The 14,691-nt window shown below is 71.5% G+C and carries 14 protein-coding genes; 7 read left to right on the top strand and 7 right to left on the bottom strand.

Features of this window, described 5'->3' with window-relative positions:
- Positions 1 to 41: 41 nt before the first annotated feature.
- Complete coding sequence (locus B9O00_RS33760) at positions 42 to 2,141, top strand: peptidoglycan DD-metalloendopeptidase family protein (protein WP_143596199.1); 2,100 nt, start codon at positions 42 to 44, stop codon at positions 2,139 to 2,141.
- Positions 2,142 to 2,160: 19 nt separating this feature from the next.
- A complete protein-coding gene (locus B9O00_RS10665; RefSeq protein WP_218822799.1) occupies positions 2,161 to 2,667 on the top strand; it encodes a bactofilin family protein in 507 nt (168 codons plus the stop codon).
- Between the two features lie 31 nt (positions 2,668 to 2,698).
- Here B9O00_RS10665 and B9O00_RS10660 read toward each other — a convergent pair whose 3' ends face one another.
- From B9O00_RS10660 to B9O00_RS10645, 4 genes are read right to left on the bottom strand one after another with little or no spacing between them, the layout of a single operon-like run.
- Positions 2,699 to 3,712 (bottom strand): threonine ammonia-lyase, encoded by a 1,014-nt coding sequence (locus tag B9O00_RS10660; RefSeq protein ID WP_235017094.1) that lies wholly within the window; start codon positions 3,710 to 3,712, stop codon positions 2,699 to 2,701.
- The gene (locus tag B9O00_RS10655) at positions 3,678 to 4,556 is read right to left on the bottom strand and encodes an alpha/beta fold hydrolase (protein WP_159460178.1); all 879 of its coding nucleotides are present in this window, start codon (positions 4,554 to 4,556) and stop codon (positions 3,678 to 3,680) included. The genes B9O00_RS10660 and B9O00_RS10655 overlap by 35 nt, the downstream gene beginning before the upstream one ends.
- Before the next feature lie 20 nt (positions 4,557 to 4,576).
- Complete coding sequence (locus tag B9O00_RS10650; protein WP_085122644.1) at positions 4,577 to 5,263, bottom strand: haloacid dehalogenase type II; 687 nt, start codon at positions 5,261 to 5,263, stop codon at positions 4,577 to 4,579.
- A gap of 49 nt (positions 5,264 to 5,312) precedes the next feature.
- Complete coding sequence (locus B9O00_RS10645; RefSeq protein WP_085122643.1) at positions 5,313 to 7,325, bottom strand: lytic transglycosylase domain-containing protein; 2,013 nt, start codon at positions 7,323 to 7,325, stop codon at positions 5,313 to 5,315.
- A gap of 300 nt (positions 7,326 to 7,625) precedes the next feature.
- Here B9O00_RS10645 and dapA point away from each other — a divergent pair, with 300 nt between their 5' ends.
- Positions 7,626 to 8,513 (top strand): 4-hydroxy-tetrahydrodipicolinate synthase, encoded by an 888-nt coding sequence (dapA, locus tag B9O00_RS10640; RefSeq protein ID WP_085122642.1) that lies wholly within the window; start codon positions 7,626 to 7,628, stop codon positions 8,511 to 8,513.
- Positions 8,514 to 8,547: 34 nt separating this feature from the next.
- On the top strand, positions 8,548 to 9,006 hold the full coding sequence (smpB, locus tag B9O00_RS10635) for an SsrA-binding protein SmpB (protein WP_085122641.1): 459 nt from the start codon (positions 8,548 to 8,550) through the stop codon (positions 9,004 to 9,006).
- Here smpB and msrQ read toward each other — a convergent pair.
- The 3 genes from msrQ to B9O00_RS10620 form a co-directional block, all read right to left on the bottom strand.
- The gene (gene msrQ / locus B9O00_RS10630; protein ID WP_235017093.1) at positions 8,987 to 9,841 is read right to left on the bottom strand and encodes a protein-methionine-sulfoxide reductase heme-binding subunit MsrQ; all 855 of its coding nucleotides are present in this window, start codon (positions 9,839 to 9,841) and stop codon (positions 8,987 to 8,989) included. The two genes, smpB and msrQ, sit on opposite strands and share 20 nt — an antisense overlap.
- Positions 9,842 to 9,939: 98 nt before the next feature.
- Positions 9,940 to 10,587 (bottom strand): uracil-DNA glycosylase, encoded by a 648-nt coding sequence (locus B9O00_RS10625; RefSeq protein WP_085122639.1) that lies wholly within the window; start codon positions 10,585 to 10,587, stop codon positions 9,940 to 9,942.
- Position 10,588: 1 nt separating this feature from the next.
- On the bottom strand, positions 10,589 to 11,200 hold the full coding sequence (locus tag B9O00_RS10620) for a LabA-like NYN domain-containing protein (RefSeq protein ID WP_085122638.1): 612 nt from the start codon (positions 11,198 to 11,200) through the stop codon (positions 10,589 to 10,591).
- A 157-nt stretch (positions 11,201 to 11,357) separates the two neighbouring features.
- On the opposite strand from B9O00_RS10620, the gene folK reads away from it, so the two are divergent.
- The 3 genes from folK to B9O00_RS10605 all read left to right on the top strand — a co-directional run bounded on the left by folK (position 11,358) and on the right by B9O00_RS10605 (position 14,658).
- Entirely contained in the window at positions 11,358 to 11,885 is a 528-nt protein-coding gene (gene folK, locus B9O00_RS10615; protein WP_085122637.1) for a 2-amino-4-hydroxy-6-hydroxymethyldihydropteridine diphosphokinase, read from the top strand.
- A 110-nt stretch (positions 11,886 to 11,995) separates the two neighbouring features.
- The gene (gene rpoZ, locus B9O00_RS10610) at positions 11,996 to 12,337 is read left to right on the top strand and encodes a DNA-directed RNA polymerase subunit omega (RefSeq protein ID WP_085122636.1); all 342 of its coding nucleotides are present in this window, start codon (positions 11,996 to 11,998) and stop codon (positions 12,335 to 12,337) included.
- A 164-nt stretch (positions 12,338 to 12,501) separates the two neighbouring features.
- Positions 12,502 to 14,658 (top strand): RelA/SpoT family protein, encoded by a 2,157-nt coding sequence (locus tag B9O00_RS10605; protein ID WP_089229601.1) that lies wholly within the window; start codon positions 12,502 to 12,504, stop codon positions 14,656 to 14,658.
- Positions 14,659 to 14,691: the final 33 nt, after the last annotated feature.

Genomic DNA, 14,691 nt, shown 5'->3' with positions numbered 1-14,691 from the left:
TGGCACGGGCCCGTCGAGGGTGCGACAGGGAGGAGCGAGGGGTGAAGAAGGCTGAACCGGCACGCCTGGGGGATACGCGCGGCACAGCTCCATTTTCCCGGGTTCTTCAGGGCATCAAGGCGCGCTTCGACCGCCTCTTCGTCCATCGCGAGATTCTGCTGCGCAGCAGCGACCGGGTGCGCTGCCTGCGCCTGACGCCCCGCTTCCAGAAGGCCGCCTGTCTGCTGCTCGCGATCGGTGCGGGCTGGGCGGCCTATGCCTCCGTCGGCTTCATCGAGCAGCGCCATCAGCTCGCCGACCGCGAGCACGAGATCGCGCGCTCCCAGGCCGCCTATGGCGACCTGCTGGCCGAGGTCGACCGCTACCAGCGCCACTTCGCCTCGATCACCCGCGAGCTGGAGGCGACCCAGCAGCGCCTGCTGTCGCAGCTCGCCAGCGAGGGCGTGCCCGAGGCGGCGGACCAGCGTGCCGAGCGGTCCGACCAGACCGCCGAGATGAAGGCCCGGATGGTCGTCGCCCAGGACGAGCTGCGCGGCCAGCTCGGCGCGCTGGAGGTCGACCTGAAGGACGTCGCGCGGCGCAACGGCTCGCTCAAGGACCGCATCCACAGCCTGCAGTCGGCGCTGACCGCGACCGAGAACCAGCGGGCCGAGGTCGAGGAGGCGCACCACCGCCTCGGCCGCATGCTCAGCGAGACCGAGATGGCGCTGGCGCACGAGCGCAGCGAGAAGGCCGACATGGCCTCCGGCATGACCGACCTGAAGGCCCAGCTCGCCGACTGGAAGAAGCGCTACGCCGCGCTTTCCGACGCCAAGGACGCCGTGGCCCAGGAGCGCGATCTGCTGGAGAGCGATCTCGCCTCCGAGCGCGCGACCTCCGCCTCGCTCGACAAGCAGGTCTCCGACCTCAAGGTCGCGCTGTCCGATGCCCGCCACGGCGTGAAGCAGGCCGCTACGACCCGCGAGGAGCTGACCGGCAAGCTCGGCTCCGTGCGCGGCGAGCTGAAGCAGGCGCTGGGCGCCCGCGAGGCGCTCGAGCAGAAGCTGGCGGCCGCGGCCCGGCAGCTGTCCGACTCGCGCAGCCGGATCGAGGCCCTGGAGCAGCGCCGCGAGGACCTGGAGAAGGGCAGCGACCGCCTGGCCCGCGCCCTGCGCGACAGCAAGAGCCAGAACGACGCGCTGGTCGAGCGGATGGCCGGCCTCGACCAGTCGCTCCAGCTGGCCAGCGACCAGATCGCCGGGCTGAAGAAGGAGCGCGACGGCCACCTGCGCCAGATCGCCGACCTGGCCGGCAACCTGGACGGCAGCCGCAAGAAGGTGGCCTCCCTGCAGGGCCAGCTCTACGGCCTGACCCGCACGCTCGACAGCGCCGACCGGAAGACCGAGGCGCTGGCCGAGCAGCGCGACCTGCTGCGCGCCCGGCTGACCCAGGCGCACACCGATCTGGCCGCCCAGGCCGAGCGCCACGAGGCGGTGATCCGGCGCCTGTCGGCCCGCACGACCCAGTCGATCGACACGATGGAGGAGCTGCTCTCGCTGACCGGCCTCAATCTCGACGCGGTGATGGACGAGGCCAACAGCAAGGTCGAGGGCGACGGCAAGGGCGGTCCCTTCCTGCCCTACGTCGATACGCCCGACCAGCCGCACGCCGGCCACCCGGCGGTCACGCTGGGCGACCTCAACGACAAGATCCGCCACTGGGAGGTGCTGCAGCAGGTGCTGGCCGCGACGCCCTTCGCCGCGCCGCTGTCCACCGACTTCCACATCTCCAGCTACTTCGGCAAGCGCAAGGACCCGATCAACGGCCGCCTCTCCCGTCACGAGGGGCTCGACCTGGTCGCCGCCTATCGCTCGCCGGTGCTGGCCACCGCGCCGGGCGTCGTCTCCTTCGCCGGCTGGCTGTCAGGCTACGGCCGGGTCGTCGAGGTCGACCACGGCTTCGGCATCACTACCCGCTATGCCCATCTGCGCCGCATCGTCGTCAAGGTCGGCGAGCGCCTCGGCTTCCATCAGGAGGTCGGCCAGCTGGGCAACTCGGGACGCAGCACCGGGGCCCATGTGCACTACGAAGTGCGCTACAATGACAAGCCCCTGAACCCCCTCAAGTTCATGAAGGCGGCCAGCCATGTTCTTAAAGGGTAAGAAGCAGAGTCCGCAGACCGTGAAGAGCAGCCCGACGGACGGCGGCCCGGGCGGCGCCGGCGCTTCGTCGAGCGCTGCCCCGGCGAAGCGGCAGGCCTCCGGCGTGCCCTCGATCGTCAGCGCCGACCTGCGCATCGAGGGCAACCTGCACTCGATCGGCGACGTCCAGATCGACGGCATCGTCAACGGCGACATCGCCAGCAAGACCCTGACGATCGGCGAGGGCGCCGAGGTGCACGGCGCGATCGAGGCCGAATCCCTGCGGATCTGCGGCACGGTCGAGGGCGAGGTGACCGCCAAGACCGTGATCCTGACCAAGACCGCGCGGGTCTACGGCGACGTGCTGCACGAGAGCCTGTCGGTCGAGGCCGGGGCGCTGATCCACGGCTTCTGCAAGCGCCTCGACGCGCCGCAGAAGCGCAGCCTGCCGTCGCCCGCGCTCAGCAACGGCGTCGCAGAGCCGGGTGCCAGGCCCGCCCTGACCGACGTGCCGTCCGGCGCCCCGGCGTCGTCGCCGGCGGAATAGCACCGCCGCCCTTCCGGGCGGCCCGTGCGCCTCAGCAGGGATTGCGGTCGAGGGCGGCCTGCATCGTCGCGCCGTCGACGTTGCCGCCCGACAGCACCAGGGCCGTGGTCCGGCCGGCCGTCTCGATCTTGCCGGCCAGGGCGGCGGCCAGGCTGACCGCGCCGCCCGGCTCGACGACCAGCTTCAGGCGGTTGAAGGCGAAGGCCATGGCCCGCTCGACCTCGGCGTCGCTGACGCCGACGGCGCCGGCGAGCAGGCGGCGGTTCAGCTGGAAGGTCAGCTCGCCCGGCGTCGGCGACAGCAGGGCGTCGCAGATCGAGCGCGCCTCCGGGCGGTTCGCCTGGCGGCTGCCGCTGGCCAGCGAGCGGGCGGTGTCGTCGAAGTCCTCCGGCTCCACGGCGTAGACCTCGGCCGCCGGCGACAGGGTCTTGACCGCCAGCGCCGTGCCGGCGGTCAGGCCGCCGCCGCCGCAGCAGACCAGCACTGTGTCGGGCAGGGCGTCGAGCGCACGCGCCTGGCGCATCAGCTCCAGCCCGCAGGTGCCCTGGCCGGCGATGATCGCCGGGTCGTCGTAGGGCCTGACCAGCGTCGCGCCGGTCTTGGCGATCAGCGCCTCGGCGATCGCCTCGCGGTCCTCGCTGTAGCGGTCGTAGAACACCACGGTGGCGCCGTAGGCCTTGGTGTTGGAGACCTTGATCGCCGGCGCGTCCGCCGGCATCACGATGGTCGCCGGCAGGCCGAGCAGCTTCGCCGCCGCGGCGACGCCCTGGGCGTGATTGCCCGAGGAATAGGCCAGCACGCCGCGGCCGCGCTGCTCGGCCGGGATCTGGGCGATGCGGTTGTAGGCGCCGCGGAACTTGAACGAGCCGGTGCGCTGCAGGATCTCGGGCTTGAGCAGCACGCGGCCGCCGAGCCGCTCGTTCAGTTCCGGGTATTCGAGCAGCGGCGTGACCACCGCCTTGCCGGCGAGGCGGGCGGCCGCGGTCTCGATGTCCGCGAAACCCGGCAGGTCAGATGAAACCCTCTCGGCGATCGAGCTCGGCAAGGAAGACCTCCATGGCGTCCAGGACCTCAGGCTCCTCCAGGCTCGGGGCATGGCCGAGCCCCGCGACCTCGAGCCGGGTCAGGCAGGTGTGCCCCTCGCCCATAGACCGAAAGGCCTCGGCGCTCAAGAGCGGCGACGCGCCGCCGCGGATCGCCAGGGTCGGGATCCGGGCGAGGCCGCGCCACAGTGCCCAGAGGTCGGGCAGGGCGCCGCGCCGCTTCATCGGCTCGACGATCCGGGTGTCCCAGTCGACGTGCAGCAGCCCGTCGTCGCCCGGCCGGTAGCTGTTCTCGGCGAACTGCCGCCAGGTCGCCTCGTCGCGGAAGCCGATCTCCCTGCCGAACAGCGCCTGCAGGTGCGCGGTGGCCGCCGCCACGTCCGGCTGGGGATCGTCGTGGCCGATGTAGTCCAGCAGCTTGGCGAGCGTGCCGAGCGCGATGCCGGGGCCGGCATCGTTGAGCACGACGCCGGCCAGCGCCGCCGGATTGGTGACGCCGAGGCCGATGGCCAGGAAGCCGCCCAGCGAGGTGCCGACGACGCAGACCCGCTGCAGCCCGGCGACCGCCAGCAGCTGGCCGATGTCGCCGAGATAGGTCCAGGGATTGTAGCTGTGCCAGTCGCGCGCCGGCTCGGAGCGGCCGCGGCCGCGGTAGTCGAGGGCGACGACCCGGCGGCGGCGGCACTCGCGCTCGGCCAGGAAGCGGAAGTCGCGGGAGTTGCGTGACAGGCCGGCGAGGCAGAGCAGCGGCGTCCGCCCGGCCGCTCCGCCCGGCCCCGGCCAGTCCCGGTAGAACAGGGAGGTGCCGTCCTGGGCCGAGAAGCGCCGCTCGAGCTCGCCGGCCACGGCCGTCCCGCCGCGCCGGCTCAGAGGCCGAGCAGGCCGGGCAGCTCGTCCAGGCCCTCGATCACCGCGGCCGGGCTGTTGCCGAGCCGCTCGTCGGGCATGCCGAAGCGGTTCATCCAGGCGACCCGGAAGCCGAAGTAGCCGGCCCCGGAGGCATCCCAGGCGTTGGTCGAGACGAAGCAGATGCGCCCGGCGGCGAGCCCGAGGCGGTCGACCGACAGCTGATAGACCCGCATGTCCGGCTTGAAGATGCCGACCGATTCGATCGACTGCACGTCGTCCAGCAGGTCGGCGATACCGGCGTGGGCGACGGCGTCCTGCAGCATCGAGGGCTCGCCGTTCGACAGGATCGCCGTCTTCAGGCCGCCGGCGCGCAGCCGCTCCAGGCTCGGCCGCACGTCGGGGTAGGCGTCGAGCCGGCGGTAGAGCTGCATCAGGCGCTCGCGCAGCGCCGGGTCGGCGACGCCGTGCAGCGCCATCGCGTAGTCCAGGGCGTCGCCGGTGACCTGCCAGAAGTCGGCGTGGCGGCCCATCAGGCTGCGCAGCCAGGTGTATTCCAGCTGCTTCTGGCGCCAGCTCGCCGACAGGGCCTTGCCCTTCTCGCCGAGGGCCGCGGCCTCGTGGCCGGCCGCCGAATGCACGTCGAAGAGAGTGCCGTAGGCGTCGAAGACGCAGGCGCCGATGTCGGAGAAGGCTGGATTGCTCATGGCCCGCGAAGCTAGCGGGCGTGCGGCACCCGGGCAAGCCGCGCCGGCTTCAATTGGTCGTGTCCGCCAGCTTCTCGTCGATCATTCTGGTCTGCGGCCCGTAGAGGAAGGCGGCGATCGGGTCGCCGCCCAGGCCCATCCGCCGGGCGTAGACCACCGCCCCCTCGATGACCCGCTGGACGTAGTTGCGCGTCTCGGTGAAGGGGATCGATTCGATCCAGTCGACCGGGTCGGTCGTGCCGTCGCGCGGGTCGCCGTTGAAGCGCAGCCAGCGGTCGACGTTGCCCGGACCGGCGTTGTAGCTGGCGACGGCCATCGGCACGTAGCCACCGGTGCGCGCCAGCAGGCGCGACAGGTAGGCCCGCCCGAGCTTCATGTTGTAGCCGGGATCGCCGGTCAGCAGCCCGACGTGGTAGGGCACGCCCAGCTTGCCGGCGACCTCGCGGGCCGTCGAGGGCATCAGCTGCATCAGGCCGAGGGCCCCCGAGGGGCTGGTCGCCTCGACGTCGAACTCGCTCTCCTGGCGCATCAGCCCGGCGACCAGGGCCCCCTCCAGGTCCTGGCCGACCTTGTGCGGCGGCGGCGGGTAGAGCAGGTCGGGCAGGTAGATGCCGTCGCGCAGCGCCAGCTTGGCGGTGCGCACGACCTGCTCGTCGTGGCCGGTCGAGCGCGCCAGCTCGGCGATCAGGCGCCAGTCGCGCTCGTCGCTCGCCTGGGCGCGCAGGCCGGCGAACAGCCAGGGCAGCGGCTCGTTGGCGTCGATCTCGGCGAGCTCGCGGATCGCCCGCGGCAGCTCCCGGGCCTCGAAGGCGGCGCGCTGCCTGTCGTCCGGCTGGTGCGGCGCGGTCCCGACCACGGCCGGCTGGCCGCCCAGGCGGTGCGCGGCGAGCTGGCCGTAGAAGGTCGTGTCGTGGACCGCCGCCAGGCGGTACCACTTGTCGGCCTGCTGCTCCCGGCCGGCGGCGCGCTCGGCCTCGCCGGCCCAGTAGGCCCCGCGCGCCCGGCTGATCGGCGAGCTGACGCCCTTGTAGAGCCGCTCGAAGTGCTTGAGCGCCGTGTCGTCCTCCTTGAGGAAGCGCAGGGCGATCCAGCCGGCCAGGAACTCGCCCTCGGCGAAGGACAGGCCGTCGTCGGTGCCGTGGTTGGCGGCGATCCGGTAAGCCGAGGAGACCATGCCCTCGGACAGCGCCTCGCGCGCCGCCCAGCGCCGCAGGGCCCACCAGTTGTCGGGATCGGCGTCGGGCGGGTAGGGGCTCTCGAGCAGCTGGACCGCACCCTCCAGCATGCCGCTGCGCAGCCGCCAGCGCGCCCGCTCGTAGACCAGGCGCGGATGGTCGCGCAGGGCCGGCGGCACCCGCTCGATCGCGGCGTCGACGCCCGGCGAGCGGTTGTAGAGCTTGACCGTCGCGGCGGCCAGCGCCTGGTGGCCGCTGCCGATCATCTTGCCGACGCGCAGCGCCGAATCGTCGGCGCGCTTCAGCAGCATGGCGGTCAGCCGCGCCTCGTCGTCGTCGCGCGTGAAGGCGCCGCCGAAGCGCTGCAGCAGGCGGCTCTCCAGGTCGCTGTTCAGCACCTGGCCGCGCCAGATGCTGCGCGCCAGCTCGCTCGCCTGGGCGGTCAGGCCCCGGCGCGCCAGGGCCTCGGCGTAGCGCACGCCGCCCTCGGCGGTCAGCGGCTTGAGCCCGGCGAACCAGGCGATCACCGCGCTGTCGGGCAGGTCGGGCGGCATCGCCCGCTCGGCCTGGCGCTGCAGCTGGTCGCTGCCGGGCCAGTTCGGATTCTTGTCCAGGAAGGTGACGATGGAGGCGAAGTCGGCGCTGTCGTCGCGGCGCAGCCAGTCCCAGCGCAGCACCTTGGCGAGCAGCGGGTCGCTGCCCTGGGCCGACAGCGCCAGGGCCGCGGCCCACTGGCCGTGCTCGGCCTTGTCGAAGGCCTCGTGATAGATCTGCCGGTCCCTGGCGGAGAGCAGCTGGGCCCCGGCGGAGTTCGCCGGAACCAGCAGGCATGCCGTCACCAGGGCCAATAAGAGCGTCGGCACGTAAACGCGTACCACCGTTCGCATTCGGCCTCCTGACTGCGCGCCGCGGTCCCCCACCCAGATGACTTGGAGCGAGTGTAACACCTTCAGGTCTTACACCCCAGTTAACGTATCGCAGTTGCGAAAGATTTGTGCCGAATTCTTCCGGCCGGCGGGACCGCGAATCCGGCAGGTCCCGCGGCGGCCGGCGGGCGTACTCTTGAAAGCGTCGCGGCCTCTTGGCAAGCGCTTGCCGGCCGGCCCCGGCCGGCGCTATGGTCGCGCCCCCGCGGAAATGACCCTGACGATGTCGGCCGCCCGCCGCGGGGCGGCCCGGAGGAAGCCATGGCCGGACCCCTGTTTTCCGGATCGATCACCGCCCTGATGACGCCGTTCCGCGACGGCGCCGTGGACGAGAAGGCCTTCCAGGACTTCGTCAAATGGCAGATCGACGAGGGCACCGACGCGCTGGTGCCGGTCGGCACGACCGGCGAATCGCCGACCCTCAGCCACGAGGAGCACAAGCACGTCGTCGAGCTCTGCATCGAGGCGGCCGAGGGGCGCGTGCCGGTGATCGCCGGCACCGGCTCGAACTCGACCGCCGAGGCGATCGACTTCACCCAGCACGCCCAGCAGGCCGGCGCCGACGCCGCGCTGGTCGTCTGCCCCTACTACAACAAGCCGAACCAGGAGGGGCTCTACCGCCACTTCAAGGCGATCCACGACGCCAGCGACCTGCCGATCGTGATCTACAACATTCCCGGCCGCTCGATCGTCGACATGGCGGTCGAGACCATGGCGCGGCTCGCCGAGCTGCCGCGCATGGTCGGGGTCAAGGACGCGACCGCGGACCTGGTGCGGCCCTACAAGACGCGGGCGGCCTGCGGCGCCGACTTCTGCCAGCTGTCCGGCGAGGACGCGACCGTCGTGCCGTTCCTGGCCCAGGGCGGCCACGGCTGCATCTCGGTCACCGCCAACGTCGCGCCGAAGCTGTGCGGCGACCTGCACGACGCCTGGAAGGCCGGCGACCTGGACACGGTCTACCGGATCAACGACCGGCTGATGCCGCTGCACATCGCGCTGTTCGCCGAGCCGAGCCCGCAGGCCACCAAGCTCGCGCTGTCGCTGCTCGGGCGCTGCGCCAACGAGCTGCGCCTGCCGCTGGTGCCGGTGACGCCGCAGACCGAGGCCAAGGTGCGCGACGCCCTGGTCCACGCCGGCCTGCTGAACTGAAAGAGCGGGCCGCGCGCCCGACCCGAAGAAGCCCATGCCCCCGCGCAAGACGGTCGCCCAGAACCGCAAGGCGACCCACGAGTACTTCATCGAGGAGCACGTCGAGGCCGGCCTGCAGCTGATGGGCTCCGAGGTCAAGTCGCTGCGCGCCGGCAAGGCCTCGATCAACGAGGCCTATGCCGGCGAGCACCGGGGCGAGATCTGGCTGACCAACGCCCACATCGCCGAGTATGCCCCGGCCAACCGCTTCGGCCACGATCCCAAGCGGCCGCGCAAGCTGCTGGTCAACAAGCGCGAGCGCGACCGCCTGCTCGGCCAGGTCCGGCGCGAGGGCTACACGCTGGTGCCGCTGTCGATCTATTTCAACGAGCGCGGCCTGGCCAAGCTCGACCTCGGCCTCGCCAAGGGCAAGAAGAAGGCCGACAAGCGCGAGGCGACGAAGCAGCGCGACTGGCAGCGCCAGAAGGCGCGGGTCATGCGCGAGAGGGGCTGACGCTCAGCGGCCGGCGGCCGAGGCGGGCCCTCGCCAGCGGCAGGAGCGCGGCGGCCAGCCCGGCTCCGAGGACCCACCAGGCCGGCCGCGGCCAGGGCGTCAGCGTCAGGTTCGCCGCCAGCACCAGCCGCCAGGGAATGCCGGTCGCGAGGCCGTACCAGAGCGCTTCCAGCCCGGCGGTCGCGAGGCCGGCGGCGAGCGCGACCACGGTCAGCGTCCGCGGCGCGCCGAGCGGCGCCCCGGCCCGCTGGGCCGCGCGCCAGCCCATCAGCAGCAGCCAGAAGCCCATCATCAGCGTGGCCTCGCTGGCGTCGATCTTGGACTGCAGGAAGAAGTGCAGCACCCCCAGCGCCGCCAGCGCGTAGACGGTCCGATGAAGCTGCTGCCAGCGCCGGCCGAGGCGGCGGATGGCGGCGTCGGTCGAGGTCGCGGCGAGCAGCGCCAGGCCGACGAGGGCGACGAAGCCGACCGTCAGATAGAAGCGGAGAGCGATTTCGGAGGCGGCCTGCCCCAGGTCCCAGCCCTGGTCGGCGACGTAGAGGGCCAGATGGCCGACGGCATAGGCGAAGACCGAGAGCCCGAGCAGCCGCCGGGCGACGATGCAGCGGTTCCAGCCCGTGATCCGGCGCAGCGGCGTGAGCGCGAGCGTGACCAGCAGCAGCCGGATCGTCCAGAGGCCGGTCTGGTGGGTCGCCTCGGTGAGGGGCTTGGCCCCGAGGCCGCCGGTCGCGGCCTCGAAGGCGAGCCAGCAGGCCGGTGCCAGGGCCAGGGCGAAGGCCGCGCCGCGGACGGTGCTGAAGCGGCCGGCCCGGTCGTTCCAGGGAAAGTCGATCAAGGTGGCTGTTCTCCCCAAGTCCATCGGATCTGGGGCCGCGCCGCGCGGATCGCATCCCGCTTCACGAAGAAGTCAGCCGTCGTTACGGGCGGTGGCGCTCACGCCAGGCGCGGCAGCAGTGCCTCGAACACGGCCTCGAACATCGCCGTCGTCAGGCGCCCGGTGTTCGTGTTGTAGCGCGAGCAGTGATAGCTGTCGGCGAGCAGCAGGCCGCCCGGCAGGGCATGCTGCGCGCCGTGGCCGAAGCGGCAGTGCGACTTCTTCAGGCCGAGCGCGGCCAGGGCGTTGCCGTGGGCGACCGAGCCGAGCGCCAGGACCGCCCGGAGATTCGGCATGGCGCCGAGCTCTTCGACCAGGAAGGGGCGGCAGGTCCGCTCCTCCTCGGGGGTCGGCTTGTTCTGCGGCGGCACGCAGCGCACGGCATTGGTGATCCGGGCCCGGGCCAGGACCAGGCCGTCGGCCGGGTCGGCGCCGTAGCGGCCCTCGGCCAGGCCGAACTTCAGCAGGGTCGGATAGAGCAGGTCGCCGGCATAGTCGCCGGTGAAGGGCCGCGCCGTGCGGTTGGCGCCCTTCAGGCCGGGCGCCAGCCCGACGATCAAGAGCGGCGCCTCGAGCGGCCCGAACGAGGGTACCGGCGCGTTGTGGAACGCGGGATAGGCCGCGCGGTTGGCCGTCCGGAAGGCGGCCAGCCGCGGGCAGAGGGGGCAGTCGGCGGTGGGCACGGCGGGCGCCGGGCCGGCAGGCACCTCAGCCCTCCTCGTCGGCGTACTCTTCCTCGTAGCTCTGGCTCGCCTGCTGGCGCTGGGCGTTGGCGCGCGGGTGGTCGGGAGGCAGGCGGCGCTGGATCCGGTCCTGCAGCTCGACCAGATCGATGAAGTTGTCGGCCTGGCGGCGCAGCTCGTCGGCGATCAGCGGCGGCTGGGCGCGGATCGAGGAGACCACGGTGACGCGCACGCCCTTCTGCTGGACGGCCTCGACCAGGCGGCGGAAGTCGCCGTCGCCGCTGAACAGCACGGCGTGGTCCAGGCGGTCGGCGAGCTCCAGCATGTCGACGGCGAGCTCGATGTCCATGTCGCCCTTGACCCGGCGCCGGCCCTGGCTGTCGGTGAACTCCTTGGCCGGCTTGGTGACCATCGAGTAGCCGTTGTAGTCCAGCCAGTCGATCAGCGGCCGGATCGGCGAATACTCCTGATCCTCGATCAGGGCGGTGTAGTAGAAGGCGCGGACCAGGCGGCACTCCTTGGCGAAGAGGTCGTAGAGGCGCCGATAGTCGATGTCGAAGCCGAGCGTGCGCGAGGTCGCGTAGAGGTTCGCGCCATCGATGAACAGCGCGATGCGCTCCTCTGGGTAGAAATTCATGTCGCTACCTTTCTTGCCGCGCCGTCGGGGCGGGCGGCTGCCGGGGGGAAGAAGCAGCTCTGGACGAGAGTCGGGGACGCTTAATGACGAGCCGTCACGATGGGCCTAGAACTGGCATCGGACCGCGGATTCTGCAAGTGCCTGAGGCGATTGGCTGATGTCCCGAATCTATGTCGCGCTCGGCGCGAATCTGCCGCATCCGACTCTCGGGCCGCCGCGCGCAGTCCTGGAGCGCGCGCTCGAGGAGCTCGGCGCCCGCGGCGTCGCGATCCGGCGGCGCTCGCGCTGGTACCGCTCGGCACCGGTGCCGCCGTCCGGACAGCCCTGGTTCGTCAACGGCGTCGCCGAGGTCGCGAGCGGGCTGGAGCCGGGCGCGCTCCTGACCCTGCTGCACGACCTCGAGGCCGGGCTCGGCCGGGTCCGCTCGGTCCCCAACGCCGCGCGCATCGTCGACCTCGACCTGATCGACTGGCGGGGCAGGGTGGCGGCGCCGGGCGACTGGCCCCTGCTGCCGCATCCGCGCCTGCAGGAGCGCGCCTTCGTGCTGCTGCCGCTGCAGGAGCTGGCGCCGGACTGGCGCCATCCGGTGAGCGGCACCGCCATCGCCGACCTCGTCGCCGCGCTGCCGGCGGACCAGCAGGCCGAGCCGATCGAGGAGGAGGGCCCGGCTCCGCCCCCTTTGTGACCGAGCGGCGCCCTGCGGGCCTTGAACCGGCCGGACGGCATCGCTATAAGACGACGAGCCGGCCGTGTCGCGAGCCGGCCTTTCGGTGTTTGACCAGCAGCAGGTGAGATATGGCCCGCGTTACCGTCGAAGATTGCGTCCTCAAGGTGCCGAACCGCTTCGAGCTGGTGATGAGCGCCGCCCAGCGCGCGCGCGAGATCTCGGCCGGCGCCTCGCTGACCATCGACCGTGACCGCGACAAGAACCCGGTCGTCGCGCTGCGCGAGATCGCCGAGGCGACCGTCCAGGTCGACAACCTCCAGGCCTCCCTGGTCTCCGGCCTGCAGAAGCAGGTCGAGGTCGACGAGCCGGAGGAGGAGGAACTGACCGAGCTCGACCTCTCCGCCGAGCTGACCATGCCCGGCAGCGAGCCGAAGCGCGGCGAGGTCGACGAGGGCGACGACGAGGCCTGAGCGGCCGGCGCTTCTCCGGCGTCGCGAGGAACGCAGGCTCGGCCCTGCGTTCCGTTGGCAGCTTTGCAGTTTTTCCGGGGCCCTGCCGTGGCGCGGCGGGGAATTCGCTCCTATAGTGACTCTTTCCGGTCGGTGAAGATGGAAAGGGTCGCTCCTTGGCCGCCGTGATGCGTCAGTACGAGCTCGTCGAGCGGGTCCGCGCGTACGACCCGGCGGCCGACGAAGATCGCCTCAACCGTGCGTACGTCTATGCCCTGAAGGCGCACGGCAGCCAGACCCGCGACAACGGCGACCCCTACTTCTCCCATCCCGTCGAGGTCGCCGGCATCCTGACCGAGCTGAAGCTCGACAGCGCCTCGATCTGCACGGCGCTGCTGCACGACGTCGTTGAGGACACCGCCGGCACCCTGGCCGAGATCGAGCGGCTGTTCGGCGGCGAGATCGCCCGCCTGGTCGACGGCGTCACCAAGCTCAACCGCATCGAGCTGCAGTCGGAGCACACCAAGGCGGCGGAGAACTTCCGCAAGCTGGTGCTGGCGATGTCCGAGGACATCCGCGTGCTGCTGGTCAAGCTGGCCGACCGGCTGCACAACATGCGCACGCTGCACTTCATCAAGTCCGACGAGCGGCGCCGGCGCATCGCGCGCGAGACCATGGACATCTACGCGCCGCTCGCCGAGCGCATCGGCCTGCAGCGCTTCAAGGACGAGCTCGACGACCTGGCCTTCGGCGAGCTCAACACCGAGGCGCGCAGCTCGATCCTGCAGCGCATGCAGTTCCTGCAGGAGCGCGGCGGCTACCTGACCGAGCGGATCATCGACCGCCTGAGCCGCGACCTGATGGCCGACGGCCTGGAGACCTGGGTCTCCGGGCGGATCAAGACGCCCTATTCGGTCTGGCGCAAGATGCAGAAGCGCAACGTCGGCTTCGAGCAGCTCGCCGACATCATGGCCTTCCGGGTGGTGGTCAAGGACGTCGGCGACTGCTACCGGGCGCTCGGCGTGCTGCACAGCCGCTACCCGACGGTGCCGGGCCGCTTCAAGGACTACATCTCGACGCCCAAGCCGAACGGCTACCGCTCGCTGCACACCGGCCTGATCGGGCCCGAGCAGCAGCGCATCGAGGTCCAGATCCGCACGCGCGAGATGCACGAGTACGCCGAGTTCGGCGTCGCCGCGCACTGGAAGTACAAGCAGAGCGGCTCCGAGGGCGGCGACGGCGCCTACCATGTCGAGGGCCGCAAGTTCCGCTGGATCCGCGAGCTGCTGGACATCCTGGAGCACGCCTCGAACCCCGAGGAGTTCCTCGAGCACACCAAGCTCGAGATGTACCAGGACCAGGTCTTCTGCTTCACTCCGAAGGGCGACCTGATCGCCCTGCCGCGCGGCGCCACGCCGGTCGACTTCGCCTACGCCGTGCACTCCGAGGTCGGCCATGCCTGCGTCGGCGCCCGGGTCAACGGCCGCATGGTGCCGCTGCGCACCTCGCTGCAGAACGGCGACCAGGTCGACATCGTCACCTCCAAGGCCCAGCACCCCTCGCCGGACTGGGAGAACTTCGTCGTCACCGGCAAGGCCAAGGCGGCGATCCGGCGCTATGTCCGCCAGGAGCAGCGCGACCAGTTCGCGGCGCTCGGCAAGGAGATGCTGGAGCGGCAGTTCCGCAGCGAGGGCTACGAGCTGACCGAGAAGGGCCTCGTCGGGGTCCTCAAGAAGCTCAAGCAGGACAGCGTCGCCGACCTGCAGGTCGCCGTCGGCCAGGGCAACCTGACCGCCCGCGAGGTGCTGGTCGCGGTCTATCCGGCCGCCAAGGAGGCCAAGCCCGGCAAGATCGTGCCGCTGGTCCGTGCGCGGCGCGGCAAGCGCAAGGACGGCGCGCTGCCGCTCAAGGGCCTGATCCCCGGCATGGCCGTGCATTTCGCCGCCTGCTGCCATCCGCTGCCGGGCGACCGCGTCGTCGGCATCGTGACCACCGGCAAGGGCGTCACGGTGCACACCATCGACTGCGACACCCTGGCCCAGTTCCAGGACCAGCCGGAGCGCTGGATCGACCTCTCCTGGTCCTCGAACGCCGGCGAGGAGCCCTTCACCGGCCGGCTCCACGTCGTCGTCGCCAACGAGCCGGGCAGCCTCGGCGCCCTGACCACGGTGATCGGCAAGCACGAGGCCAACATCTCGAACCTCAAGATCACCAACCGCTCGCTCGACTTCTTCGAGATCCTGATCGACCTCGAGGTCGAGGACCTGAAGCACCTGACCCACGTCATTGCAGCCCTCAGGGCGACGCCGGCAATCTCGTCGGTCGAACGCGCGCGGAGCTGAGCCGCCGGCGGTCCTCTCGGCCGCGGGACGGCT

Origin of the sequence: Tistlia consotensis USBA 355, assembly GCF_900177295.1 — a bacterium.
GTDB classification, from domain to species: Bacteria; Pseudomonadota; Alphaproteobacteria; order Kiloniellales; family DSM-21159; genus Tistlia; species Tistlia consotensis.
The sequence above is the reverse complement of the archived record's forward strand: the minus strand, read 5'-3'. Positions and strand labels throughout refer to the sequence as shown.

What these genes read in the sequence shown, in the direction of transcription:
- rpoZ (WP_085122636.1), top strand. Translation starts at nt 11,996, where the DNA reads ATGGCCCGCGTTACCGTCGAAGATTGCGTCCTCAAGGTGCCGAACCGC.
- dapA (WP_085122642.1), top strand. Translation starts at nt 7,626, where the DNA reads ATGGCCGGACCCCTGTTTTCCGGATCGATCACCGCCCTGATGACGCCG.
- folK (WP_085122637.1), top strand. Translation starts at nt 11,358, where the DNA reads ATGTCCCGAATCTATGTCGCGCTCGGCGCGAATCTGCCGCATCCGACT.
- B9O00_RS10620 (WP_085122638.1), bottom strand. Translation starts at nt 11,200, where the DNA reads ATGAATTTCTACCCAGAGGAGCGCATCGCGCTGTTCATCGATGGCGCG.
- B9O00_RS10650 (WP_085122644.1), bottom strand. Translation starts at nt 5,263, where the DNA reads ATGAGCAATCCAGCCTTCTCCGACATCGGCGCCTGCGTCTTCGACGCC.
- B9O00_RS10645 (WP_085122643.1), bottom strand. Translation starts at nt 7,325, where the DNA reads ATGCGAACGGTGGTACGCGTTTACGTGCCGACGCTCTTATTGGCCCTG.
- smpB (WP_085122641.1), top strand. Translation starts at nt 8,548, where the DNA reads ATGCCCCCGCGCAAGACGGTCGCCCAGAACCGCAAGGCGACCCACGAG.